General features: G+C 52.5%; 18 protein-coding genes and 1 tRNA gene. 11 read left to right on the forward strand and 8 right to left on the reverse strand.

The genetic code is table 11. From position 1 onward, the window contains the following. Positions 1-127: 127 nt before the first annotated feature. The 3 genes from OQ371_RS25775 to OQ371_RS25785 all read right to left on the reverse strand — a co-directional run bounded on the left by OQ371_RS25775 (position 128) and on the right by OQ371_RS25785 (position 5,066). Complete coding sequence (locus OQ371_RS25775) at positions 128-778, reverse strand: response regulator (protein WP_265991380.1); 651 nt, start codon at positions 776-778, stop codon at positions 128-130. 121 nt (positions 779-899) lie between these two features. Beyond that, positions 900-4,130 carry a ligand-binding sensor domain-containing protein gene (locus tag OQ371_RS25780; RefSeq protein ID WP_265991382.1) on the reverse strand — a complete coding sequence of 1,077 codons (3,231 nt, stop codon included), beginning with the start codon at positions 4,128-4,130 and terminating at the stop codon, positions 900-902. A gap of 180 nt (positions 4,131-4,310) precedes the next feature. Continuing rightward, complete coding sequence (locus OQ371_RS25785) at positions 4,311-5,066, reverse strand: TrmH family RNA methyltransferase (RefSeq protein ID WP_265991383.1); 756 nt, start codon at positions 5,064-5,066, stop codon at positions 4,311-4,313. Between the two features lie 40 nt (positions 5,067-5,106). Here OQ371_RS25785 and tamL point away from each other — a divergent pair, with 40 nt between their 5' ends. The 7 genes from tamL (at position 5,107) to OQ371_RS25820 (ending at position 13,516) form a co-directional block, all read left to right on the forward strand. Then, a complete protein-coding gene (tamL, locus tag OQ371_RS25790) occupies positions 5,107-7,800 on the forward strand; it encodes a translocation and assembly module lipoprotein TamL (protein WP_265991384.1) in 2,694 nt (897 codons plus the stop codon). A 217-nt stretch (positions 7,801-8,017) separates the two neighbouring features. Further along, on the forward strand, positions 8,018-9,442 hold the full coding sequence (miaB, locus tag OQ371_RS25795; protein ID WP_265991386.1) for a tRNA (N6-isopentenyl adenosine(37)-C2)-methylthiotransferase MiaB: 1,425 nt from the start codon (positions 8,018-8,020) through the stop codon (positions 9,440-9,442). Positions 9,443-9,464: 22 nt separating this feature from the next. Next, the gene (locus OQ371_RS25800) at positions 9,465-10,772 is read left to right on the forward strand and encodes a sigma-54 interaction domain-containing protein (RefSeq protein ID WP_265991388.1); all 1,308 of its coding nucleotides are present in this window, start codon (positions 9,465-9,467) and stop codon (positions 10,770-10,772) included. A gap of 67 nt (positions 10,773-10,839) precedes the next feature. Then, positions 10,840-11,331, forward strand: coding sequence for an LptE family protein (locus tag OQ371_RS25805; RefSeq protein WP_265991390.1), 492 nt, complete (start codon positions 10,840-10,842; stop codon positions 11,329-11,331). 129 nt (positions 11,332-11,460) lie between these two features. Next, a complete protein-coding gene (locus tag OQ371_RS25810) occupies positions 11,461-12,333 on the forward strand; it encodes a DUF8458 domain-containing protein (protein ID WP_265991391.1) in 873 nt (290 codons plus the stop codon). Positions 12,334-12,391: 58 nt separating this feature from the next. Beyond that, entirely contained in the window at positions 12,392-12,757 is a 366-nt protein-coding gene (secG, locus tag OQ371_RS25815; RefSeq protein ID WP_265991392.1) for a preprotein translocase subunit SecG, read from the forward strand. Positions 12,758-12,922: 165 nt separating this feature from the next. Further along, on the forward strand, positions 12,923-13,516 hold the full coding sequence (locus OQ371_RS25820) for a hypothetical protein (RefSeq protein ID WP_265991394.1): 594 nt from the start codon (positions 12,923-12,925) through the stop codon (positions 13,514-13,516). Positions 13,517-13,520: 4 nt separating this feature from the next. Here OQ371_RS25820 and OQ371_RS25825 read toward each other — a convergent pair whose 3' ends face one another. Beyond that, positions 13,521-14,345 carry a DUF2490 domain-containing protein gene (locus tag OQ371_RS25825; RefSeq protein ID WP_265991396.1) on the reverse strand — a complete coding sequence of 275 codons (825 nt, stop codon included), beginning with the start codon at positions 14,343-14,345 and terminating at the stop codon, positions 13,521-13,523. Between the two features lie 74 nt (positions 14,346-14,419). Continuing rightward, a complete protein-coding gene (locus OQ371_RS25830; RefSeq protein WP_265991398.1) occupies positions 14,420-14,815 on the reverse strand; it encodes a DUF4870 domain-containing protein in 396 nt (131 codons plus the stop codon). Between the two features lie 437 nt (positions 14,816-15,252). On the opposite strand from OQ371_RS25830, the gene OQ371_RS25835 reads away from it, so the two are divergent. Beyond that, complete coding sequence (locus OQ371_RS25835; protein ID WP_265991399.1) at positions 15,253-15,531, forward strand: Rdx family protein; 279 nt, start codon at positions 15,253-15,255, stop codon at positions 15,529-15,531. A 30-nt stretch (positions 15,532-15,561) separates the two neighbouring features. On the opposite strand, the gene OQ371_RS25840 is transcribed toward OQ371_RS25835, so the two are convergent. From OQ371_RS25840 to OQ371_RS25850, 3 genes are all read right to left on the reverse strand, one after another. Beyond that, positions 15,562-19,017: a pyruvate carboxylase gene (locus tag OQ371_RS25840; protein ID WP_265991400.1), complete on the reverse strand. Its 3,456-nt coding sequence runs from the start codon at positions 19,015-19,017 to the stop codon at positions 15,562-15,564. A gap of 214 nt (positions 19,018-19,231) precedes the next feature. Then, positions 19,232-20,158 (reverse strand): DUF389 domain-containing protein, encoded by a 927-nt coding sequence (locus OQ371_RS25845; protein ID WP_265991401.1) that lies wholly within the window; start codon positions 20,156-20,158, stop codon positions 19,232-19,234. Positions 20,159-20,312: 154 nt separating this feature from the next. After that, complete coding sequence (locus OQ371_RS25850; protein WP_265991402.1) at positions 20,313-21,698, reverse strand: MATE family efflux transporter; 1,386 nt, start codon at positions 21,696-21,698, stop codon at positions 20,313-20,315. A gap of 444 nt (positions 21,699-22,142) precedes the next feature. Here OQ371_RS25850 and hflX point away from each other — a divergent pair, with 444 nt between their 5' ends. The 3 genes from hflX to OQ371_RS25865 all read left to right on the forward strand — a co-directional run bounded on the left by hflX (position 22,143) and on the right by OQ371_RS25865 (position 24,938). After that, on the forward strand, positions 22,143-23,411 hold the full coding sequence (gene hflX / locus OQ371_RS25855) for a GTPase HflX (RefSeq protein ID WP_265991403.1): 1,269 nt from the start codon (positions 22,143-22,145) through the stop codon (positions 23,409-23,411). 76 nt (positions 23,412-23,487) lie between these two features. Beyond that, positions 23,488-23,559, forward strand: a tRNA-Arg gene (locus OQ371_RS25860). 116 nt (positions 23,560-23,675) lie between these two features. Next, complete coding sequence (locus OQ371_RS25865; RefSeq protein WP_265991404.1) at positions 23,676-24,938, forward strand: site-specific integrase; 1,263 nt, start codon at positions 23,676-23,678, stop codon at positions 24,936-24,938. The last annotated feature ends 168 nt before the right edge of the window (positions 24,939-25,106 follow it).

Here is a 25,106-nt window from a genome sequence, read left to right on the forward strand (position 1 = left end):
ATTGCTCAGAACCTGGGCTTTGTTTTCCCATCGATGAGCACATTGCCTTTGCCCTGCCCTGTGTCAACAAGACAAAAGTAAGGCCCGGCTCCGGGGGCACTCTACCCCAGAAAAGGGGATTTTGCGTTTAGATCAGCCGTTCTTTGATGGCTTTTTCAATGGCTTCCGCCTTGGAGTGAACCTCCAGTTTCCAGTAAATATTTTTGATGTGCGTTCGAATGGTTTCCTTGTCAACAAACAACTGTTCGGCAATGGTCGTGTAACTTTTGCCTTTCGACAGCAGTTCCAGCACCTCGGTTTCGCGGGCGGTCAGCGGAGAGTTCCGATTTTTCTGAAACGACGCGACGACCATCCGGGCGATGTTGGTACTCATAGGCGCGCCCCCATCCTGAATGTCGCGGATGGCTTCCAGCAGGCGGCCGGGTTGCATGTTTTTGGTCAGGTAGCCGCCCGCTCCGGCGCACAGAGCCTTGAACACCAGTTCGTCGTTTTCGTAGACCGTTACAACAATGATATTGGTTTTGGGACGGAGCTTCTTGATTTTGGCAATGCCTTCGATGCCGTTCATGCCCGGCAACTCGATGTCCATCAGGACCACGTCGGGCGCGTCGGAATGGATGTTCTTGATGGCATCCTCACAACGATAGTACGTATTGACGATCTTGAAGCCGTAGGTACTGTTGATCAGTAGCGCAAATCCGTCCCGAATCAGGTTATCGTCCTCCACAATGCATATTCGTATCGTCTGCGGACTGCGCATAAGTTGAATTCCATTCATACGTGTGTTCATTAGAGTTTGCAAGGTTAAATATCGGCTTTTTCAGGGCATACGGCGCTGATATTACACCAGCGGAGCAATTGTCTTTACGAAAGGAAGGTCGATGAAGTAACAGCGGGTTTCACCCAATGTGCGGGATGTCCATTCGAAACATCACGGTGGTTCCCTCCTGCTGGACGGATAAGATATCCACTTTGCCGCCAATCTTCTCGGCCCGGCTGCGAATGTTGTTTAACCCGTTGCCCACGGCGGATTTGTTACTACCCTGAATTCCAATACCGTTATCCTTCCACCGCACTTCGATCCGCCGGTTCAGCATGGCGAAGTGAATCTGCGCGCTGGTGGCCCGGGAGTGTTTCAGCGTGTTGCTCATGGCTTCCTTGAACAGAAAAATCAGGTGGCGGCTCGTTCCCATCGGTAACACAGCTTTCCGCAGATCGTCGGTGATGCCGATGGCTTCGAAGGTGATGCGGGTCCGGTCGAATACGTCGTCGCCGAAGTCTTTCAGGCGGATGGCGATTTCCAGAAAATTATCGTGTTCGGGGTTGATCGCCCAGATGAAATCTTTGGTTCCCTGGTAGAGCCGGTTGCTGTTGTCGCTGATTTTGGTCAGCAGGGGCCCAATCTCGGCTCCATGGCCGTTCAGTTTGCTCTTGATGATCTCGGTCAGCATCGAAATCCGGGTGATCGTGTTGCCAAACTCGTCGTGCAAATCCTGGGCGGCCATTTTCCGAACCCGCTCGTTTTCGGCCAGCGTTACGCGTTCCAGTTCGAGCAGGTGTTCCACTTTTTTCCGAACGCGGTAGTTGTAAACCAGCCAGACGGTTCCGCTGATCACCGCTACGAGCAGCGCCAGAAACCACCACGTTTGCCAGAAAGGCGGCAGCACCGTAATCGGAATCCGGAGCATGTTGGCTTCGTTCCACAACCCGTCGCTGTTGGATCCGCGAATTTTCAGGACGTAATCGCCGGGCTTCAAATTCGTAAAACTCACGTACCGGCGCGTGCCGCTGTCGATCCAGCCGTCGTGAAACCCCTCCAGCATGTACGCATACTGGTTTTTGTGGGAGTTGGTATAATCCAGAGCCGCAAACGACAGCGAGAAAAAGTTTTCACCGGGCAGAATTTCAATGGCTCCTTTCTGCGCCAGGAGGCTATCCACGTTTACCGGTTTTTCAAACTTCTTGAACGAAGTCAGGACCGTGCGGGGCAGGTGCCGGTTCCGAACCATGCGCATCGGTCGGAAACTCACCAGCGAACCAATCCCGCCGAAAAACATTTCTCCGTCCGCGGCCCGGTGGTAGGCATTCATGTTGAATTCGTTGATCGTCAGACCGTCGTTGATGTCGTAATTTTCAAACTGTTTCTTTTCCGGATCAAAGCAGGACAGGCCCAGGTTGGTGCTCATCCAGATGCGGCCCCGCTCGTCTTCCAGGGCTCCGTACACCAGCTCGTTCGGCAAACCGCTCCGTTCGGTGTAATGGATAAACCGTTCTTTTCCGCTCGGGTCCCACACCAGTTGGCTCAGGCCCTTGTTGCTGCACACCCAAAACCGGCCTTTGCTGTCGCGCAGAAACCCCATCACCTGCTCGCCAATGAGGCTGTTCGGATCGCTGGGGTTGTTTTCGTAATGGGTAATTTTGCCGGTTTTCAGGTCGATTTTGTTTAAGCCAAACCCCGTTCCGACCCATACCATGCCCCGCTGGTCTTCCTGAATGGCGTACACAATATACGCCCGCAGGCTGTTGGCGTCTTTCGGATCATGACGGTACGCCGTGAGCTGGCCGGTTCGGGCGTCGATCCGGCGCAAACTGGAATAACCGCCGACCCAGAGATTCCCCTGCCGATCTTCGTGTAAACTCAGAATCCCGTCGCCTTTTTCGATGCCTTTCGACGTCATCACTTTTTCGACGCCTGACAGATACCGGTCAAAGCGGTTCCGCTGGCGGTCGAAACGGTACAATCCCTCCGGGGTCCCCACCCAAAAATTACCCCGCCGATCTTCCAGCAGGCATTGAATCCGGTCGCTGCCGATGCTGTGGGGATCCGTCGGATTGGCCCGAAACCGTTGCGTGGCCGAGGTCAGCCGGTCGATCTGAATCAGTCCTTCGTGCGTACCGATCCAGAGTTTACCCAAACGGTCGGTGGTAACGGCAAACACCAGACTGGCCGCCGACGACTGCTGCCGACTGGTCATAACGGGCCATTGCCGAAACGTATTTTTGGAACGGCTGTAGAGCTGCACGCCCGCGTCGTGCGTGCCGATCCAGACAACATCTTCCCGTTGGGCCGGGCCTTCGTAGATCGAGTTGATGTAGCCGGTTTTCAAGCCTTTTTTGCCAAACAGGTCCTCCTGAATTCCGTCAATGTAGCGAACGTGCTGATCGCTGGCAATTTTGTACCGGACGATCCCGCCCTGGTCCGTTCCGATCCAGAGCACGGCATACCGGTCGACGTGCAGCGAACTAATGGACTGACCGCCCGTGCGCTGGTCAATTTCCGGATACTGTTCAGACTGCTTCAGTTGGGGGTTGATGCGGGCCACTCCGCGGGCCGTTCCGGCCCAGATCGTTCCGTATTCGTCCTGCGCCAGCGTTTTTACCCAGGGATCGGGCAATTTATACTGCTGGTTGAGGCTGCGCGCCCCAATGGTGACCTCCTGCGGCTGCGCCGATGCGGCCCCCGGTTTTGTAACGGGCAGTTGAGCCAGCCCATTTCCCGTTCCAACCCACAGCGTTCCCCGAGCATCGATCAGCAACGCGTTCACCATCTGCGCCCGGTGGTCGTCCTCGCTTTCGATCGTGTAATGCGCCACTTCATGGCGGTCTTTGGCACCGGGAATAAAGCGCTTCAGGCCCAGACTGGTGGCCAGCCACAGGGTGCCAAAGCGGTCGGTGGTGATGGCATTGACGGTCATTAAGCCAAACCGACGTTGTTTGACTTTCAGCAAGTTATTGCATCGCCAGAACCGCCCGGTCACGGGGTCATACCGGTTTAGCCCGTTGACGGTTCCGATCCAGATTCGGCCGTGCGCGTCCTCGTACATGGACATGATCTGGTCGTGGGAAATCGTCGTGCTGTCGAAGGGGTTGTGCTTGTAGTGGGTAATCTGGTAACCATCGTAGCGATTCAGGCCGTCCTGCGTGCCAAACCAGACGTACCCCCGGCTGTCTTTCAAAATGCAGTAGACCTCGCTCTGCGATAAGCCGTTATCGACCGAAATCTGGTCCAGAAAGTGCATCACCGGCCCGCGGGAGTCAAAAGAATTGCCGCTTGGCAAATTTTTAGTAGCCTGGGTGAATGCCGTCACCCAGCTTAGGCAAAACACCAGTATGCACCAACGAGTCCTCATCCGTTCTGGGGTAGAAATAGCCCCTCATCTCACAAATTTACACCTTCTATCCGTTTGTATAAATCCCCCAATCTGGGTTAAATGTGGTGCTGCAATACCGTTGTACTTTTGTCGAAAGTATGTACATTTAGTTTAGGTTAAGAAGCAGTAAAAGTAGCCTTGCCAAGAACAGGGCTATTTTTATTTACGCCCCATCGACCGGCGCAGGTTATCGCAGATCACCGCCGTAGCGATGCCCACGTTCAACGACTCCGCCTGCCCATACCGCGGAATGGTTATCCGCTGGTTTACAAACCGTTCCACTTCACGGCTAATTCCGTTGGCTTCGTTGCCCATCACGATATACCCCGACGCCCCGAAAGTTTGGGTGTGCACATCGGCCCCCTCCAGAAAAGCGCCGTAAACCGGCACACCGGCCAAGTCGCTCATGTAACCGTTCAGATCGCAGTAGTACCACTCCACCCGCGTAAAGGAGCCTTTGCTGGCCGAGATCACTTTCGGATTGTAAACGTCGGCCGTTGACTGCGAGCAAATTAGTTTCCGAATCCCGTACCAGTCGGCAATGCGCAGGATGGTACCCAGATTTCCGGGGTCGCGTATATCGTCCAGCACCAGCGCAAATTCATCGGCGTCGGCCACTAAAATGCGGTTTTCCTTCGTTTTGGCAACAGCCAGGCAGGCGTCGTTGGCCACCAGCGAACCCACCCGCCGGAGGTCGTCGGCCGTAACCATTTCGAGCCGTACCCGTTGTTTATCCAGCAGCCGGGCGTTTTCTTTGTAAAACGACTCGGTTGTCAGCAACCATTCGATGGAATAATCCGACGCGCAGAGTTCAAGGACGTTGATGGCCCCTTCTACCAGAAAGGCACCGTGTTCGTGTCGGTATTTTTTCTGGTGCAGCGACTGAATATATTTGCTAAGTGATTTTGAAAGCATGACTAAAAAAATGAGTTACCACCGGGTTGCCGGTCAGCGTATGAATTGCGAATTACGGAGAATCGGCCGTAATCTGACGTTCGGAACGCGTAATTCATTCGTTGCCCTCCTTTTTTTAGGCCTACTGACCTGGTTATCAGGTTGCGTTAGTTCGGATAAGTTACAAAAAAATCAGTACCTGCTCTACAGCCAGACGGTACGCGGCAATCGGACGATCCAGAGCTACGACCTCGAATCCCTGATTCCGCAGCGCCCCAACCGCCGGTTGCTCCGTTTGCCACTTACGCCCTCCCTCTGGGTTTATCAGTTGGGCTCGCGCACCTACGACAAGGCAGCCGCTCAACGCGAGCTGGAGGCCAAACGGAAGGAGTACGATCAATTCGTTGCCCAACCCGACTCAACCCGGGCGTACCGAAAAAAATTAAAACGCTATAACCGCCAGCTCGGACGACTGAACCGGCGGGTGGACGAAGGCAACTGGGTGATGCGCTCGCTGGGTGAGCCCCCCGCCTATTACTACGAAACCGACGCCCAGGCCAATGCTCAGAAAATGCAGCGGTTTCTGTACAACAAAGGTTTTTTACGCGGCAAAGTGGGCTATACCGCTGACAGCAGCACGGCGCTCGGACGGCGGGTTCGGGTAACGTATAACATTGCCGAAAATACCCCATTTCTCCTCAACCAGATCACGTACCAGATCCCCGATCCGCGGGTTGACTCCATCGTCCGGTCCACGCTCGACCGGTTTTCCATCCTGAAAAAAGGCGACCGTTACGATGCCGACAACGTGGAAGCCGAGCGCATCCGGATTGAGGACTTGTTACGAAACAACGGCTATTACAGCTTCACGCGGCAGTACATTCCCCTTCCTCTGGATGTACTCGATCTGGACACCGCCCGAACCGACAGCGCCGATCTCACCCCCCACCGGCTCAACATGTGGGTCAAGATTGTCAACCCGCCCGGCCAACCCCGCCACCCGGTTTATAAAATTGGGGAGGTAGAAGTTCGGGTACTGCGGGCCGAAGACCGCGCTTCGGCAGACACGGTTTCGCACAACGGCATCCGGTTTTACCTGGGTCGTCAGCAGTACTCCATGCGCCTGCTCGACAGCCGGATTTTTCTGCGGCCCGACAGCCTGTACCGGCTTAAAAACTACCAGGACACCCAGCGCCAGTTGTTTCTGCTGAACCAGTTCAGTTTTGCCAACATCAGCTTTCTGGATACAACCGCCCGCCGGTTGCGGACCCGCATCAGCCTGATTCCCATTGATAAATATGAAATAACAACGGAGGGCGGGATATTCGTCTTATACCAGGGGCAGGGTTATCCGGGGCCTTTTGGCAATCTTTCGTTCCGTATTCACAATATTTTCGGGGGCCTGGGCACGTTTGAGACGGCGGCCCGGTACGGTATTGAAGCCACAACCGGTTTTATTCCGAACAGTTCCATCGGAATTTCGCAGGAGTTTGGGCTCAATACATCCTTGATTTTTCCTCATATTCTGTTCCCGGGTAAAGTTCGTTTTAAATTCAACCGGCTTAACCCCCGCACCCAAATCAGTTTGGGCTATAATTATACCAAACGTCCAGAGTACGGGCGACAACTTCTAAGAGCGGCCATGTCATACAACTGGCTGAAAAACACGAATCATCAGTACAACTTTTTTATAGCGGATATTAACTATTTAAACGCTACCATTTATCGAGATGGCAATGGACAGTCTGCTTTTCTAGATTATCTTGACCGGCAGGCTGCAGCCGGAAGTACCATAAAAAACAGCTTTCTGAACTCTTTTGCTTCTAACGTTGGCTTTGTTTATACGTATAACACCAACATTCTGGGCCAAAACCGACGCGCCAATTTTCTGCGCGTTTCTCTCGAATCAGGCGGTACAACGCTGAATCTATTCAGCCCGTCACAGCTTCAAAATATCTTCCGGACTACGGATACAAGTGGTCTGCAATATTATAAATACCTGCGGGGAAATATCGACTATCGGCATTACGTTCCGTTGCGCCCTAAAACAACGCTGGCTTTTCGTTTTAATACCGGATTGGTGTATGGGTACGGGGTTAACAGAACGGCTCCTTACGAAAAGCTGTTTTTTGCCGGTGGTAGTAGCAGTGTTCGTGCCTGGCTTCCCCGGCGGCTTGGAGCCGGTTCGGCAATACCTTATACGGTTCCGGTTCTTGACCCTAAAGACAGACTGATTCCGGATTTTAAAAGAGACCGGAGAAACCCCGAACAGTCAACAGGGCAGTTCCGATATGACTTTGAACAGCCCGGCGATATTTTGCTCGAAGCCTCGGCGGAGTTACGGACGCATTTGTTCCGTTTGGGCGGAGACATCAACGGCGCTTTTTTTGTTGACGCCGGAAACGTCTGGACCTTGCGCGACAATGAAAACCGGGTGGGTGAAAATTTCCAGTTCCGGAAGCCCGGCAACGGTCCATACAACCGCAGCTTTTTACAGCAAATTGCCGTTGGTACCGGGATTGGCCTGCGCATCGACTTTTCGTTTTTCATCATTCGGTTTGACGGTGCCATTAAAGTTTACGATCCGGCCCGTTATTTCGTTTATGCCCCTGATCGAAACGGGTATATTCTACCGGGTAAACAGCCCGACGATATCATCGACGAACGGTTCATCCTGTCCAAGTTTCGCTTCGATAAGATGTTTCGGGGTGTTAACCCGCTCGTTATTAATTTTGGAATTGGTTATCCGTTCTGACGAAACTTATCGATTATACTTTCCTACCTGACAAACTGTCACAGTTCCCCAAAATCTTCGTACCTTTGCAACTTCATTTTACGAGTCACCGGTCTGCCGGTTTGCGGCCGAAAGCCGGTTCTCTTTTTAGCGTTCATCGGGCGAATCATGCGCCATGCGTGTGACGGGAGAATGAGGGCCAGCCAACGACCCAGCCGATAACTGACAAGATTAACTTATGGAACGCATTACGGAGACCTTATCCATACTAACCGAAGCCGACAAAGCAAACACGGACGAACCCCGACTGCTGGAAGAAGAGCTGGCGGTGGGCAAAAAACGGCTTTACATTGAGAGCTACGGTTGCCAAATGAATTTTTCAGACAGCGAAATCGTCGCATCGGTGATGCGGAACGCGGGTTTTGCCACCACCGCCGACGCCGACGAAGCGGACGTTATTTTTCTGAATACCTGCGCCATCCGCGACAATGCCGAGCAGAAAGTTCGCAACCGGCTGAAGCAGCTCAACACGCTGAAGAAGCGCAAACCCGAACTGCTGGTCGGGATGCTGGGCTGCATGGCCGAACGCCTGAAAGCCAAGCTGCTGGAAGAAGAAAAGATGGTGGACATTGTGGCCGGGCCGGACGCCTACCGCGATATTCCGAAACTGGTGGAAGAAGCCGAGTCGGGGCAAAAAGCCGTTAACGTGTTTTTGTCACGCGAGGAAACCTACGCCGATATTTCGCCGATCCGCCTGAATTCCAACGGCGTGACGGCTTTTATTTCCATCATGCGTGGCTGTGACAACATGTGCAGTTTCTGCGTGGTGCCTTACACCCGCGGCCGCGAACGCAGCCGCGATGCGCATTCCATCGTGCGCGAAGCCCAGGAACTTTCGGCGGCTGGCTACAAGGAAGTCACGCTGCTGGGCCAGAACGTGGACAGCTACAAATGGACCTCCGCCGACGGAACCGAGAACGTCAACTTCGCCCAGCTGCTCGAACGGGTTGCGCTGGTTGACCCCGAACTGCGCGTACGGTTTTCGACCTCGCACCCCAAGGACATCACCGACGAGGTGCTGTACACGATGGCGAAGCACGAGAACATCTGTAACTACATTCACCTGCCTGCCCAGAGCGGCAACGACCGGATTCTGAAGCTGATGAACCGGACGTACGACCGCGCCTGGTACATTCAGAAAATCGACCGCATCCGGGCTATTTTGGGTGAAGACTGCGGGATTTCGCACGACATGATTTCGGGTTTCTGCTCCGAAACCGAAGAAGAACACCAGGATACGCTGTCGCTGATGGAGTACGCCCGGTACGACTACGGTTACATGTTTGCCTACTCGGAACGCCCCGGTACTCCGGCCGCCCGCAAATACGCCGACGACGTGCCAAACGACGTCAAAATCCGGCGCCTGAACGAAATCATCGCCCTTCAGCGGAATATGTCGCTTGAACGCAATCAGCGGCACATTGGCAAAATTCAGCGCGTGCTGGTTGAAGGACCATCCAAACGTTCCGACGAGTTTTTGTGTGGCCGCAACGACCAGAACAAAATGGTGGTTTTCCCGAAAGGCGACTACCAGAAAGGCCAGTATGTCAACGTTCTGGTGACGGATTGCACGGCGGCTACGCTGCTGGGCACCACGGTGTAAGTATTTCCCTTTTCCATACCTCATGAATTTAAAAGAAGTCCAGTCGGTTAAGCAGCGTTTTGGCATCATCGGTAACGCGCCGAGCCTGAATTATGCCATCAACGTGGGCATTCAGGTAGCTGCTACTGACTTAACAGTCTTGATAACCGGCGAAAGTGGAAGCGGGAAAGAATCATTTTCGAAAATCATTCACAGCCTGAGCAGCCGCAAGCACGGCCAGTTTATTGCGATCAACTGCGGAGCCATTCCGGAAGGAACGATTGATTCTGAGCTGTTTGGACACGAGAAAGGCTCTTTTACGGGGGCCGTCGATCAGCGCAAAGGGTATTTTGAAACCACCAATGGCGGCACCATTTTTCTGGATGAAATCGGCGAAATGCCGATGGGTACCCAGGCCCGGCTGCTGCGGGTACTCGAAAACGGCGAGTTTATCCGCGTGGGTTCGTCGAAAGTGCAGAAAACCGATGTTCGGGTGGTAGCGGCTACAAACGTTAACCTGCTGGCGGCCGTTGAGCAGGGCAAGTTCCGCGAAGACTTGTATTACCGACTGAATACCGTACCGATTTTTGTACCGCCCCTGCGCGAACGGGGGGAAGACATCGAATTGCTCTTCCGGAAGTTTACGACCGACTTCGCCGAACGCTACCGGATTAAGCCCATCCAGCTGTCGGAAGCCGCCAAACTGATGCTGTTGCGGTATCCGTTTCCGGGTAACATCCGCCAGTTGAAAAATATTGCCGAGCAGATTTCCATTCTTGAGTCGGAAAGCAACAAAGTGATTGAAGCCGAGACGCTGGCCAAATACCTCCCGCCCGTTTCGTCGCAGGCGGCTCAGTCACCTATGGTTCTGCCGGGTGCCTTCAGCGACACCAATTCCTTTTCCGAACGCGAACTGCTTTACAAAGTACTGTTTGACATGCGCCGGGATATGAACGACCTGAAACGGCTCGTGCTGGATGTGCTGAAAAACGAGCAGAATGGACACGAGATCCTGAAAAACAACAAGGAACTGTTCGACACGTTGCAATCCGGCGATTTCCTTCCGGCCGAACCCGAAAAAGCCGTGGCCCGTTTGCTGCCCGCCAGCAACATGGTTGATGTCGACGATTACGACCCGACCGATGCCCCCGGCGAAGTAACCGTGGAAGACATCACGCACGAAACCGAGGAGGACGATTCGCTGTCGCTGGAGAAAAAAGAGAAAGAGATGATTGTCAAAGCGTTACGACGCAGCAACAACAAACGTAAATACGCAGCCCAGGCCCTTGGCATTTCGGAACGGACCCTGTACCGAAAAATTAAACAGTATCAGATAGATGAAGAAGACTGATTCAGTTAGGAAGTATGAGTTAAAACGGGGCCGCCCGGCGGTGAAGAGGTATAGAATGATGAGCTGGATGGTACTCTTACTTCTTAACTCTTCCTTCCTGACGCTTTCCTGCGGGAAATACTCGTTTACGGGAACGACGCTTGATCCAACGATCAAGACGGTTACGGTGAATACCTTTACGACTTCGGCGGCTGGGGGACCCGCCAATTTAACCCTGCAGTTTACCGAACGGCTCAAAGAGTATTATCAGCGATATACTAACCTTAAGGTAGTGCCTTCGAACGGGGATATCGTGCTGGAGGGTTCCATTACGGGATATGATGTTCTGCCGGTGGCGGCTACGGCGGCCGATCAGGCTGCGCAAAACCGCTTGCAGGTAACGGTTCAGGTCCGGTTCTCCAACGCGAAGGACGAAACCAAAAACTTTGATCAGCCCTTCTCGTTTTACCAGGATTTTCCGGCCAACCAGACGCTCACCCAGAACGAAAGCCGTCTGTTGCCCAAGATTCAGGATCAGCTCGTGTTGGATATTTTTAACAAAACGGCCGCCGATTGGTAAGATACGGTTTCTTGAAACCGGTTTGTTCCAGTTTTTCCGCCGAATTTTAACTCCTTGGGATAAACCGGAAACTGGTAACAATTTGTTAAATTTGACCAAGCGCCACCACCCCTACCGATTACTACTCCAATGAACAAATTGGATAAAGAAACTTTTTCTTTCTGGGTAACTCATCCGGAAGAGTTGCTACCGATTGACTTACAACCACTAAAGGAAGCCATGACGGCTTTCCCGTATTGTCAGTCCCTGTATCTGCTGGCCGCCAAAGCCACTTCGGTTCATCAGAAGAGTCACGCCATTGAGCACGTTCGGCAAGCGGCCGCCCACGCCCTGAGCCGTAATGCGCTGCGCAAGTTGATTGATAACGAATTTCAGTGGTCGGATAACCTGCTGAGCCGTCTTAATGAATTGTCACTTAAGCACGTTCCCATTCCCGACGACTACAAGAAAGAGAGCTACGAGCTGTTTAAGCGAAAAGCCGAACAGAGTCATACCCATTTTTCGAATCCGATTTTTGATTTTGCCAAATCGGCAAGCTTCGATGCAATAACGACCCACGAAAAACCGGCCGACGTTGCAGCGGCCACGGACGGTGAGGCTGAAAAGTCACTTCCGATTATTGACGAGGTGCTTCAGGTCGAGAACGTCATCCAGAGCACGCTCGAACAGCAGGATACGGGGTCCAAAGAAACAGAAACGGCCCCGGCTGACCCGCAACGCAACTTTCAGTTGCAGCTCATCGACGATTTTATCAAGCGCGAACCGTCCATTCAGCGCCCGCGGATGAACTCGAATGAACAGACCGAGCAGGAGGACCTCACGCGCCGTATGCCCGTCAACACCGGGGTACCCGTTACCGAAGCATTTGCCAAAATCCTGGCCAAACAGGGCAAGCCCGACCGGGCCATTGACATTTACATGAAGTTAATATTGAAAAATCCGGAAAAAAAGGTTTATTTTGCGGATAAAATTGCGGCTCTAAAAGCTGCGCAGAATCAGTAAGTTACTTCTTTATTAATAACCAATACGCATATCAAAATAACCGCAAGGGCGAACTAAAATGCTGACGGCAATAATTGTATTAATTTGTATCTGTACGATACTGCTGATTTTGGTGGTATTGATTCAAAATTCCAAAGGGGGCGGACTCGCCGGTGAATTCGGTGGGCTTGGTTCTAATCAGTTGATGGGTGTTAAAAAAACAACCGATCTGCTGGAACAGGTTACCTGGGGACTCGCCATCGCTATTATGGTCCTGACACTTTCTACTTTTATTGTCATTGATCGGAACCCCGTTGGAGCCACCATCAACAGTGCAAACGTTGATGCAGCCGCGACTAAAACAACCCCGGGTCTGCAAACGCCTGCTCAACAGCAGCCAGCGGCCCCGGCTACAGCGCCCCAGAGCGGTACGCCAGCCAAATAACGGACGGAAAAGACCTCTTTTTAAACCATTGATTGCTAGACCTGTAGGGCTTCAAAAACCGTATAGGTCTTTTTTTTACCATATTTTTTGACTCGGAAAGTATAAACCGGCAGACCGCTTACGTTGTAATGAAAGGTTTTGCATTCTGTATCTTCACCCAGCCTGATGAGAAAAAGTACCGCTGCTCCATTAGCCGTTCTGTGTTGCCTGTTTGCCGCTTCCTGTCACCGTCCCTACGCACGCTACCAGCCGATGCCCGTTGAATCGTTCCGGTCGACCGGCCATTCGCAGATGGCGGTATCCGGCACCGACTCCGTTGGGGTTCGGGAGGAAGACTGGACTCAGTTCGTGCAGGAGAAACCACAGTCAGAGCCCGACCGACCGGAAGCCTATGCTTCGTCGGCCGTGGTTCCGCCCCTACCGACGGTTCAGCAACGGGTACAGCAGGCAACGACTTCCCTGAACCATACTTCCTCAACCGCTTCTTCGGAGACAGGCGCACTCCCTCAGCAGCCCCGGCCCAAACCCGGCCAGAAGAAGACGCTGCGCGAAATTCTCGGGCTAAAGCCCCGCAAAAAGCTAAACTGGTGGCAGCGGATTCCCTGGCAGCTCAAAGCTTCGATTCCGGTCATTGGTGTTGCCATTATTTTTGCCATTCTTCACATCAGCGTTCTAGCCATCATTTTTGGTTTGCTGGGGGCCTTATTGCTGATTCGTGGTTTAAAGAAGAGCTTCAAGGTCCGTCGGCCGTGGTTTTAAGCCGTCAGTCCATTTGCGAAGGTAGCCGATCACGCTCGCCGTTTTTGCGGTGGAACCGGTACATGACCGATAGGACGACGTTGTTCTTACTTCCAAGCCGTACCGGGGCCTGATCATACTGATTTACCCATCCGGCCTGTAGAATCCAGTTAAGATCGAGCTGGTAGCCCAAGCCCGCATAAATCCGGTTGCGTTCCAGATTTGGGGCTTTGTAGTTCAGAAAAAGTTCGTCGTAAACCGAAACAAAGACGGTTTTGGGCTTGATGGTTTCCTCATTCAGCGGAATCATCAGGTTCATGCGGTAGCGGATCCGGTTTCGATACCGCCCCTGAACGGCGAGGTTCTCGGGTGTTGATTCGCCAAACCAGCGCTGTTCAATCCGGTAGCGGTGTTCGAACTTCAGCCGGTCAACGTTCTGGCTCATCGTTATCTGCTGCCACAACCGGGTTTCGAGCATCTGGGGCCCATCGTTCAGATCCCGGAAATTGTAGGTATGGTACCGACCCGTTGCCACCAGCGCCGAAAAAGCCGGTCCCAGGTCATAGCTGATCCCTCCTTTTACTTCGTAGTAATTTACCTCATCAAACAACGAATTGGAACGCAACTGGCCTTCTACGAAACCGCCCCAACCCCGTTCGCGCGCCGGAAGCTGCACGGAACCAATAAACCAGGTGCCCCACGGATGCTGTTGGGCCTGGGCAAAATCCGGCATTAGAAACAGGGAGAACAGAAAACTGGCAAATCGTTGGAAGCCTTTCAGCAAACCTCTGCCGGGCAAACCGTTAGCAGAAAGCCTACCAATTGGCGGGGCATCAAGAGACGGAATCATTCAGAAAGTAGCTTAGTGTCGCGTTGATAACAACAAAACGAAGAAACAAGCTTTACTGAAGATTACCAACTTATTTATTGGATAAAACGAAAGGTGAACGGATACCTGTAGTACTCGCCGTTATTGGCTTTTACGCCCGCCAGGATGGAAAAAACGACGCTGACCAAACCGAGAACAACGAGAATGGGTAGGCCAATCAGGAGGATAACCAGCAGAAGGGCGATACCCAAGGCAATGGTCATGGTTATCTGAAAATTCAGTGCCTCTTTGCCGTGGTAATCAACAAAAGCCGATTTGTCTTTCTGAATCTGCCAGACCACAACGGGTCCAATGATGTTTCCGAAAGGAATGAGAAAACCGGCCAGCGCGCTCAGATGAGCCAGCATTCCCCACATCCGTTCGTCGGACGGGCTTAGATAATTACCAGGTGGTGGTGGGGGCGTCGGATTGTTGTAGGGTTGATTTTCCATGACATACAGCGTTTGGTGAACCAAGTAAAAAGAAAGAATTGGCTTTTACAATTTTTGACTGAAAATCAGATCGTTGGGTCTATTTTTCCTTTGGGAAGCCTATTGACAAGCCTCAGGTGCCTGCACCCTTTTCGGAACCGCTGGCAAGGACACTGCGCCAAACGCTTCGGCGGCAGGACTTACCCCGGCAGCACTGGCTGCCCCGGTGGGTAGGCTCTTTTTTCAACGGCCCGAAATGCACCGGTTTCACCATTAGTAGGATTAACACACCACTAATTACGGCGATATTGTCTGGTGGCACATGCTGTTTGGAACCTATCAGAATCCGACGGAGTTCAATTCTTCGTGTGGTTTTGACAACGGAAAGGAGCAGCGGCCCGGCGAGGTGTTGCGTTTCCGCGATGTTCATAAAAATTAAACCCCCAACTCAGAAGAAAATGAAACCGACAATCACGATTGAATACTGTCCCAAATGCGGCTGGATGCTGCGCTCGGCCTGGATGGCGCAGGAACTGCTGACCACCTTTACCGACGACCTCCACGGCGTACTGCTCCACCCATCGGAAATCAGCGGACGGTTTTCGGTTGAGATTGATGGCCAGAAGATTTTTGACCGGAAAGTCGAAGGTCGTTTTCCCGAGATTAAGGAATTGAAGCAACTGGTTCGCGATGTGGTAAACCCGGAAAAGCCGCTGGGGCACTCGGACAAAAAATAAAAGGGGAGCCAAGTTGGCTCCCCTTTCGGATTAGAGTTCCAGTTCAACAACCCAGTCGTCCTGTTCCACTACGGTGCCTTCTTTCAAGACCACCTGTTTAACGGTACCGGCTTTGGGTGCGGCCACAATGCTCTCCATTTTCATGGCTTCAATTACGAAGAGCGGCTGGTTTTTATTGACTTTATCGCCCGGCTTCACTATGATTTTGGTCAATCGGCCCTGCAACGGTGACCCTACGTCCCCGTCTTTGCTGACCTTAGCGTTGGCCTGATAGGCAACCTTCAGCGACTTATCGCGCACCTGCACCTGACGGCTCTGTCCGTTCAGCTCGAACGTAACCGTGCGCATACCGTGGCTGTCGGGTTCCGATACGTACGAAAGCCGTACCAGAATATTTTTACCCTCGTCGATTTCGATCAGAATTTCCTCGTTTTCCTTCAGGCCGTACAGGAAAGCCGGGGTTGGAATGATGCTCACGTCGCCGTGCTCCTGAACGGCTTTGTAGTATTCCTCGTACACTTTCGGGTACATCTGGTACGAGAGATAATCCAGAAAGCCCTCGCTCTGCGGAAATTTCTCCTCAAACTTTTTAAAGTCGGCGTCGAAATCAATCGGTTGCAGCTTTTCGTTCGGACGCCCGGTGATCGGTTCCTCGCCCTTCAGGATAACCTCCTGAAGTTCTTTCGGGAAACCACCGTAGGGCTGGCCCAGCTCGCCTTTGAAGAAGCCTTTCACCGATTCCGGGAACGAGAGCGACGCGCCTTTTTTGATCACATCCTCGGCCGTCAGGTTGTTGGACGTCATGAACAGGGCCATGTCACCAACCACTTTCGACGAAGGAGTTACTTTTACAATATCGCCAAACATCTGATTGACCGTACTGTAATTTTTCTTCAACGTCTCAAACTTATCACCCAGGCCCAGCGCAATCGACTGCGGCTTGAGGTTTGAGTACTGCCCACCCGGAATCTCGTTCTCGTACACTTCCGCGCTACCGGCCTTCATGCCCGACTCAAACGGATAATACCACTCCCGCACGTCTTCCCAGTAATTGGAGTAAGCATTCAGCGAATCCAGGTTGATGGAGCTTTCGCGCTCGTGGCCCTGCAACATCGCCACCACGGAGTTGAAGTTGGGCTGCGACGTCAGGCCCGAGAGTGCGCCCAGGGCGCAATCAATCACATCAACCCCGGAATCAACGGCCTTCAGGTAGGTTGCCGCCTGAATCGACGAGGTATCGTGCGTATGCAGGTGAATCGGAATGCTGACGGCTTTTTTCAGCTCGCGAACCAGCACTTCGGCCGCCAGCGGCTTCAGCAAACCGGCCATGTCCTTGATCGCCAGCATGTGCGCTCCTTCGTCCTCCAGTTGGCGGGCCATGTCCAGGTAATACTGCAACGTGTATTTGTGCTGATCGGGAGCCAGCATATCGCCGGTGTAGCAGATGGCGGCTTCGGCCAGTGCGTTGGTCCGTTCGCGCACGGCCCGGATGCTGACCTTCATGGCTTCCACCCAGTTCAGCGAGTCGAAAATCCGGAACACGTCGATGCCGTTTTCCCAGGATTTCTCCACGAACTTCTCAATCAGGTTGTCGGGATAAGCCGAATAGCCCACCGCGTTGGAGCCCCGGAACAGCATCTGCAACAGCATATTCGGCATGGCCTCGCGGAATTTCTGCAAACGCGTCCACGGACTTTCGTGCAAAAACCGCATGGCGACGTCGAACGTTGCGCCCCCCCAGACTTCCATCGAGAATAGTTCGGGGTGGCTTTTGGCGAATCCTTCGGCCACGGCCAGCAAATCTTTGGTCCGAACGCGAGTAGCTAACAACGACTGGTGCCCGTCACGGAACGTTGTGTCGGTATACAGGATGGGCTTCTGATCGCGGACCCACTCCACAAACTTCTCCCGTCCGAGTTCATTCAACCGGTCTTTATTGCCTTTCGGACAATCGCCGTATTTGTCATAGACAGGAACAACGGGTGTCCGGAATTTGTCTTTAGCGCCGGGTTTAACCTTCACCTCCGGATTGCCATTGACAATGACGTCGGCCAGGTAATTCAACGCCCGCGTCGAGCGGTCCTGGGGTTTGCGCAGATCAAACAGTTCGGGGTGGTTTTCGATGAACGAAACCCGCGCTTCGCCCTGCTGAAAAATCGGGTGAGCGATTACGTTCAGCAGAAACGGAATGTTGGTTTTTACCCCCCGAATCCGGAACTCAACCAGCGCGCGTCGCAGCCGTTGGGTTGCGCCCCGGAGCGTGCGGCCCCGCGCCGATACCTTCACGATCATCGAATCGAAATAAGGCGAAATTTTTACGCCGGGGTATGAGCTCCCCTCGTCGAGCCGGATGCCGAAACCGGCGGCATTGCGGTAGGCAATGATGATCCCGAAGTCGGGCCGGAAATTGTTGGCGGGGTCTTCGGTGGTGACCCGGCACTGAATCGCGTAGCCGTTCAGCGGTATTTCGTCCTGGTGGTTGATGTAAATACCGTTGTCCGACAACTTATACCCCATCGCCACCAGAATCTGCGTCCGAACCAGGTCGATACCGGTCACTTCTTCCGTGATGGTGTGCTCCACCTGAATCCGGGGATTGACCTCAATAAAGTAAATATTCTCCTGTTTATCCACCAGAAACTCAACCGTTCCGGCGTTGGAGTAATTGGCCTGTTTACCAATCTTCAGAGCGTATTCATACAGCTTATTTTTGGTGGCCTGCCGCAGTCCAAACGAGGGTGCCACTTCAACAACTTTCTGAAAGCGACGCTGTACCGAACAGTCCCGTTCGTAAAGGTGGACGATATTTCCGTGCGTATCGCCCAGCAATTGCACCTCAATGTGCTTGGGATCGACCACAAATTTCTCCAGGAAAATGGTATCGTCGCCAAACGCGTTTTTCGCTTCGTTGCGGGCTTCGTTGAATGACTTTTCAAAATCTTCCTCCTGACGAACAACGCGCATTCCGCGTCCTCCCCCACCGGCGACGGCTTTGATCATCACCGGAAAACCAATCCGTTGCGCTTCGGAAAGGGCAAAGGAATAGTCCGACAAATCCGCCCGACTATCGGGAATCATCGGCACATCGGCCTGGGTAGCCAGGTTTTTCGCCCTAACCTTGTCGCCCAGCAAGTCCATCGCTTCCGGCGTCGGTCCGACGAAAATGATTCCTTCCTCCCGGCACCGGCGCGCCAGCGTCACATTTTCCGACAAAAAGCCGTAACCCGGGTGAATCGCATCAATTTTTTTTCGTTTGGCGAGCTGAATAATCCCTTCAATGTCTAAGTAGGGCTTCAGCGGTTCATCGTCGCGACCAATCTGATAAGCTTCGTCGGCTTTGTAGCGGTGAAGCGAGTAACGGTCTTCGTACGTGTAGACGGCAACGGTGGTGATCCCTAACTCGGTGGCAGCCCGCATGATACGGATAGCGATTTCGCCCCGGTTGGCGACGAGCAGGCGATGAATCGGGCGAATGTAATCTTTCATGTGTCCCAGAACAGCAGGATGGGGTTTTCGAAATTGGTGAACAATGCGGCAAGTTTAGGGAAAAGTTTGTAAAAATCAGGTTTTACCGAAGGTTCATCGGAAAAGTATGGTTTTTCGTCAAATATTGCAGCAAACTACCGCGAGCCAATCCGTCATGCGGAGGTTTTCCCAACCCTCCGACAACGTCATCAACCAACGAGAAACCGCGAACCGGTTAAACCAACGGTTTGCGCCGACGCAGAAACCACTGCTTACACCCAAAAACCAACGTTCCCGTCAGAATGATCAGGCCCACATCAATTCCTGTACGCTGTAAGCCGTGCCAGGCCAAATCCAGCCTACCACATGCCAGCGACACGCCCACCATCGCCATAGCCGTGATGACCACCATGGCAATCAGCGCCCCGGCAATGACGCTGCGCCGGTAAGCCGCGACGATGATGCACCCCGCCAGCGTCCCTCCCAATGAAACGGTAATGTTTTTACCCGTCGGATTGGCAATGGCATCTACTTCCGAATTACTCGTAAACTCATCCACGTTGGTGACTCCCAACCATTGCAGCACGAGAAAAGTCAAAATCGCTCCCAAGCACACCAGGCCATAACCGATCAGCGATGAACGGAGACCAAAGGAAACGGTTTGATAATTTTTCAGAATCAGCCCCAGTGGCACTTTTGCCAGCGGTTCAAAGCCCGGTGCAATAATGGAAGCTGCGACAAACGCCAGGGTCTGCGGCCCCGGTTCGGACACCAGCCCAACGGCCGAAATGCCTCCCCCCAGCGCCATCAGCGCGATGAAATTACCGGTCAGACGGCCATGATACCGCAGGCCGCTTTCCATTTCTTCCCAAATGGCTTCGTCGACGTCGAGCCGGATTTGTTCGTGCTTGGCCGGGTTGATCATACTCGTCAGTTCGGCCGAAGCGATGGCGTAGTGGTTGGGCGGGCATACGCGTTCAATCCGACGCAGGACTTCATCAGCCCCCGCATTGAGTACCTGCACGGTCAGCACATCCCCCGACGGTTTGACCGAACTGCCCCGTTGGAGCGACAAGGCAATGACCTCATCCAGGGGCCGCAGTTGGTGGATCAGGGGATCGGTATAGGCGGGAGTCAGCGAAATGGTAAACGTGCGTTGCATGGAACCGACAGATCAGATGGCTACTCAGGGTAACCAGCAGAGCGGGGCAAGCGTTTGATTTCTAATCATATTCTAATGATTAGAAATCAAACGCTGCCGTTCGCTCTTTACCTAGTCAGCCCACTCCATAGGGTGCGGATAACACCATTCTTGGTTATACCTGCACCAGTTTCCAGCGTCCCCGCCGGAAAACCAGCACCGCAATAACGGCCAGTAACGACTCACTGAACGCTACCGACCAGAACACGCCCGTTGGTCCCCATGCCAGCGAGTTGGCCAGCAGGTAAGCCAATGGCACTTCGATGATCCAGAAACACACGACGTTGATGATCGTGGGCGTTCGCGTATCCCCTGCCCCGTTCAGAGCCTGGCTGATGACCATTCCGTAGGCGAAAAAGACGTAGCCCAGGCAGAAAATCCGCAGGCACTGCACGGCAATGTCGACCACTTTCGGATCGCGATTGAAAATACCAACGATCTCGGCAGCTCCTATGTAAAACAGAATACCGACGCTCAACAGAAACAGCATGTTGCAGAAAGCCGCCCGCCAGGCCGAGGTTTCGGCCCGCTCGGGCTGCTGGGCACCCAGGTTCTGCCCGACCAGCGTTGCGGCCGCGTTAGCCATTCCCCAGGACGGCATGATGGTGAAAATCATGATGCGAATGGCAATGGTATACCCCGCCACGATGTCGCTGCCAAATGTTGACAGGATGCGCGTCAGAAACACCCAGCTGGCCGAACCCACCAGGAACTGCGCGGTTCCACCAGCGGCAATGCTGAGCAGGTTGCGAATGATGGCGGCATTGGGTTGAAAAGTTGCCGTTTCCAACTGCACGCTCCGGCCGTTGCGCATCAGACTAACCAGTTGATACAAGGCCCCGGCGGAACGCCCAATCGTCGTTGCAACGGCCGAACCGATCACGCCCATTTCAGGGATTGGCCCCCAGCCGAAGATAAAGATCGGACACAAAATGATATTGAACCCGTTAGCAATCCAGAGCGACCGCATGGCCACGGAGGCTTCTCCGGCTCCCCGCAAACACCCGCTCAGGGTGTAAAGCAGCACGATGACGGGTGAACTGGCAAAGATCAGCCGGGTAAAGCCTGACCCGTTGGCGATCAGATGCTCATCACCACCCATGGCCCGCAGAATTTCGGGAGCAAACAGCGCTCCAGGAATACCGATGAGCAGGGCTACGGTGACCGATACCAGGATGACCTGCGCCACCGACTTGCCGGCTTCGCGGGCGTTTCCTTCGCCCACCCGCCGGGATACCAGCGCCGTTGCGGCTGTGCTTAATCCGATACCTACGGAGTAAACAATGGTTAATACCGACTCGGTCAGGCCGACGGTAGCGACGGCTTCCGTGCTGATTTTCGCCACAAAAAAGACATCGACAATCGCAAACAGTGACTCCATTACCATTTCCAGTACCATCGGCACCGACAGCATGAAGATGGCCCGGTTGATACTACCGGACGTATAATTACCTTCAGAACCCCGCAATGCGGCCATGAACAGGCGAATAAACTTCGTCATGAAATAGAAAAGATAAGCGGCAGGAGTGCCGAATACTAACTAGTTGGAAATATAAAACGTACACCACCGGTCCGTCGGACAGGGCATTTGTAGAGAAATGAAGAGGGCCCGTTAAAGGGCGATGACAGCGGTGTTCATCGGATTTTCGCTTTGAGACGGCAAATGTACAGAAAGTTTTGGGTTAGAAAAGAAAGTTTGAGGAAACGGCATCTTTCTTTTAAAGATTATTTCGTATATTTGCAACCTCTAAAGGTACTACGCCGATGAAAATGTTAGCCGTTTACGGCCCCTTCCACTTCTGCTAAAACCGTTTCTCCATCTAACGGTTGTATTTCTTATTCTCATTTGTAATTTAAGGTTGTCGAACTGGCACAGTGAGGTTTTGCGAGCACTTTATGCAAGCAGTGCCTGGCTTGTTTGGCCCCTTACAAATCCATTCCATCTATGATTGAAACACATAAACAGCCCGAAACCGCGGTTCTGGTGGCCCTTGTGACGCAAAAACAGTCGGCCGAAAAAACGCAGGAATACCTGGAGGAATTAGCTTTTCTGGCCGAGACCTCGGGCGTTATTACCGTAAAATCGTTTGTTCAGAAGCTTGACCGGCCCGACATCCGCACGTATGTAGGCAAAGGAAAGCTGGAGGAGATTTATACGTTTGTCATCGACAACCCTGTCGATACAATCATTTTTGACGACGATCTGTCGCCCTCGCAGGTGCGGAACCTCGAAGCGGCTTTGCCAAACATCAAAGTGCTTGACCGGAGTCTGCTGATCCTGAATATTTTCTCGATGCGGGCCCAGACCGCCCAGGCCAAGTTACAGGTTGAGCTGGCTCAGTATCAATACATGTATCCACGGTTGACCCGGATGTGGACTCACTTGAGCCGGATGAAAGCCGGGGTAGGTACGCGGGGGCCGGGGGAAAAAGAGCTTGAAACTGACCGCCGGATTGTAAAAGACCGGATTGCGTTTTTAAAGGAAAAGCTGGATAAAATTGATAAACAAAGCATAACCCGTCGGAAAGAACGCGACCGGCTGGTGCGCGTGGCGCTGGTTGGCTACACAAACGTGGGCAAGTCAACGTTGATGCGGACGATGGCGAAAGCCGATGTTTTTGCCGAAAACAAACTTTTTGCAACGGTTGATTCAACGGTTCGGAAGGTGGTGCTGGGTAACATACCGTTTTTGCTGACGGATACCGTTGGCTTCATTCGTAAATTGCCCACTACGCTGATCGAAGCTTTTAAGTCGACGTTGGATGAGGTACGTGAGGCCGATATTCTGCTGCATGTGGTCGATGTGTCGCATCCGTCATTTGAGGAGCACATTGGCGTTGTCAGCGATATCTTAGCGGAGATTGGCGTTGGTAATTCGGCCGGTGAAAAGCCGACGGTCCTGGTTTTTAATAAGATTGACCAGTTTGAACCCCGCGACGAATGGATGCACCCGGAGGATGATTTCGACGATGAGCTGCCAGTGGCCATCCGGAAGCAGTCGGCCTTGGATTATTTGAAAAAAACGTATTTAACGCAGAAAGCCGAACACGTTGTTTTCATCTCGGCCGAGAAGCGCGAAAACCTCGACGAACTGCGTAACCTGCTGTATACCTTAGTCAAAGAAAAGCATTACAGCATCTATCCTAATTGGCTAGAGGTCCCCCTTGGCGAGTGGGCGGAGGAAACGGACACCAGCGAGGATTTTGGTAAATAGCAGATTTCTAAGCATTTTTGCAGTCAATACGGCACGTCAAACCTGTATGGCCTTCAAAACCATACAGGTTTTTTCTGGTCTCATAGTTCAACGGATAGAATAGAAGTTTCCTAAACTTTAGATCTGGGTTCGATTCCCGGTGGGACCACGAAACAGCCTAAAAAGTGCCTTTCCAGCGCGTGAAGGCACTTTTTTGTTTCAGAATCTCTTTCAGAATAATTTTTTACCCCTCTTTTTCGACCCGATTTTCAGAATATTTTCAGAATGGGAGAGCATCAAAACTTCTCGAAGAAGCTCATCATTACCGACGAATACGTTAAAAATGATGGTACCAGCGCCCTATACATTTATGTTAGTATCGATGGTAAACACACCCGCATAAAATTGAATATGTTCTGGCCACCCGCCTTTTTCGATAAGAAGGCGGGCCAGATCCTACCCCGGAAAAAGAACGATCAGGATTACAATGATTACAGCCTGATCATTACCACCGAAATCGGGAAGCTGAACGATATCTTCAAAGCGTACCGATTGGCGGGTAAAAAGCTGGCGCTGGATCAGCTGGTGGAAGAATACCATTCGTTTACGTCTAAAAACGACTTCCTTCGATTCTGGGCCGCTGAAGTGCATGAACGTTGGAAGCGGAAGAAGATCGAAGCAAACACCAGGGCGGGCCACGTAGCCACTTTAAACAAGCTGAAAGCGTTCTGGAAACAGGAAGCCCCGAAGCGAAAAATAAAAGCGCCAGCGGGATCTGATCAGCCACCGCTTCCGTTTTCTGAAGTAACGCCGAAGCTTCTGGAAAACTTTCGGGCTTACCTACGAACGGAAGTCGGAAACGGTGTCGGTACCGTCGAAAAAACCATCAAAGACGTTCGTACGTATGTGAAGCGGGCGCTGGCGGATGGAAACGTATTTGATGATCCGTTTAAAGTGGTTAAGATCCGGCATCCCCAGACAAATCCCGATGTTTTGACGGAAGATCAGCTGGTGATCCTACTACGGATGTTTAACGACAATAAGACCCCCGAAGCCTGGCTAGTGGTGTTGCGCCACTTTCTTTTCAGCTGCTTTACTGGCCTTCGGATTTCAGACGCTAAAACGGTTGGGCATGAGCATATTAAAGGCGATTGGCTGGTAATTATGCCATTCAAAAGCCGTAAATTTCAGAAGATCATCCGGATACCGATCCACCCGATGGCCAGACCATTAATTTCGACCACGTTGGGGAAACTATTCCAGACCTACAGCGATCAGTATACGAACCGACTTCTGGCCAGGATCGGCGAAGCGGCTGGCGTTGATTTTAAAATGACTACGCACACCGCCAGACATACGTTCGGAACGTTGTTTATTGAATTAGGTGGCGACGTTGTGACTTTGAAGGATTATATGGGTCATAGTAAACTGGAAACTACTATGAAGTACGTCCACATCAGCGAACGCCGGAAGAAGGAACGGATAAACGTTTTCGATAAAATCTTTAAAACGGCCAGGGAAGAAAAAGGCGGCCAGGGTGCCGCTTAGTATAAACTTTTACCGTTTTTCAGGCCGTTTTCGTACTTTTTAGTATGGGGGCGTACCTTTAAGAACTTTTTAATTATAGGATGAATGCTGTAAGGTGGCCGGGGTTCCTAGCCACCTTCTTTTTTACATCCTTCACTGAAAGATGATTTTACGAATGACGCTTCTTCC

The sequence above is a fragment of the Larkinella insperata genome (genome assembly GCF_026248825.1).
Lineage (GTDB): Bacteria > Bacteroidota > Bacteroidia > Cytophagales > Spirosomataceae > Larkinella > Larkinella insperata.

Excerpts from the sequence above, each read along its gene's own strand:
- OQ371_RS25830 (WP_265991398.1), bottom strand. The coding sequence starts at position 14,815 with ATGGAAAATCAACCCTACAACAATCCGACGCCCCCACCACCACCTGGT.
- OQ371_RS25825 (WP_265991396.1), bottom strand. The coding sequence starts at position 14,345 with ATGATTCCGTCTCTTGATGCCCCGCCAATTGGTAGGCTTTCTGCTAAC.
- OQ371_RS25845 (WP_265991401.1), bottom strand. The coding sequence starts at position 20,158 with ATGCAACGCACGTTTACCATTTCGCTGACTCCCGCCTATACCGATCCC.
- OQ371_RS25780 (WP_265991382.1), bottom strand. The coding sequence starts at position 4,130 with ATGAGGACTCGTTGGTGCATACTGGTGTTTTGCCTAAGCTGGGTGACG.
- miaB (WP_265991386.1), top strand. The coding sequence starts at position 8,018 with ATGGAACGCATTACGGAGACCTTATCCATACTAACCGAAGCCGACAAA.
- secG (WP_265991392.1), top strand. The coding sequence starts at position 12,392 with ATGCTGACGGCAATAATTGTATTAATTTGTATCTGTACGATACTGCTG.
- OQ371_RS25785 (WP_265991383.1), bottom strand. The coding sequence starts at position 5,066 with ATGCTTTCAAAATCACTTAGCAAATATATTCAGTCGCTGCACCAGAAA.
- hflX (WP_265991403.1), top strand. The coding sequence starts at position 22,143 with ATGATTGAAACACATAAACAGCCCGAAACCGCGGTTCTGGTGGCCCTT.
- OQ371_RS25850 (WP_265991402.1), bottom strand. The coding sequence starts at position 21,698 with ATGACGAAGTTTATTCGCCTGTTCATGGCCGCATTGCGGGGTTCTGAA.
- OQ371_RS25820 (WP_265991394.1), top strand. The coding sequence starts at position 12,923 with ATGAGAAAAAGTACCGCTGCTCCATTAGCCGTTCTGTGTTGCCTGTTT.
- OQ371_RS25800 (WP_265991388.1), top strand. The coding sequence starts at position 9,465 with ATGAATTTAAAAGAAGTCCAGTCGGTTAAGCAGCGTTTTGGCATCATC.
- OQ371_RS25835 (WP_265991399.1), top strand. The coding sequence starts at position 15,253 with ATGAAACCGACAATCACGATTGAATACTGTCCCAAATGCGGCTGGATG.
- OQ371_RS25810 (WP_265991391.1), top strand. The coding sequence starts at position 11,461 with ATGAACAAATTGGATAAAGAAACTTTTTCTTTCTGGGTAACTCATCCG.
- OQ371_RS25805 (WP_265991390.1), top strand. The coding sequence starts at position 10,840 with ATGGTACTCTTACTTCTTAACTCTTCCTTCCTGACGCTTTCCTGCGGG.
- OQ371_RS25840 (WP_265991400.1), bottom strand. The coding sequence starts at position 19,017 with ATGAAAGATTACATTCGCCCGATTCATCGCCTGCTCGTCGCCAACCGG.
- OQ371_RS25865 (WP_265991404.1), top strand. The coding sequence starts at position 23,676 with ATGGGAGAGCATCAAAACTTCTCGAAGAAGCTCATCATTACCGACGAA.
- tamL (WP_265991384.1), top strand. The coding sequence starts at position 5,107 with ATGAATTGCGAATTACGGAGAATCGGCCGTAATCTGACGTTCGGAACG.
- OQ371_RS25775 (WP_265991380.1), bottom strand. The coding sequence starts at position 778 with ATGAATGGAATTCAACTTATGCGCAGTCCGCAGACGATACGAATATGC.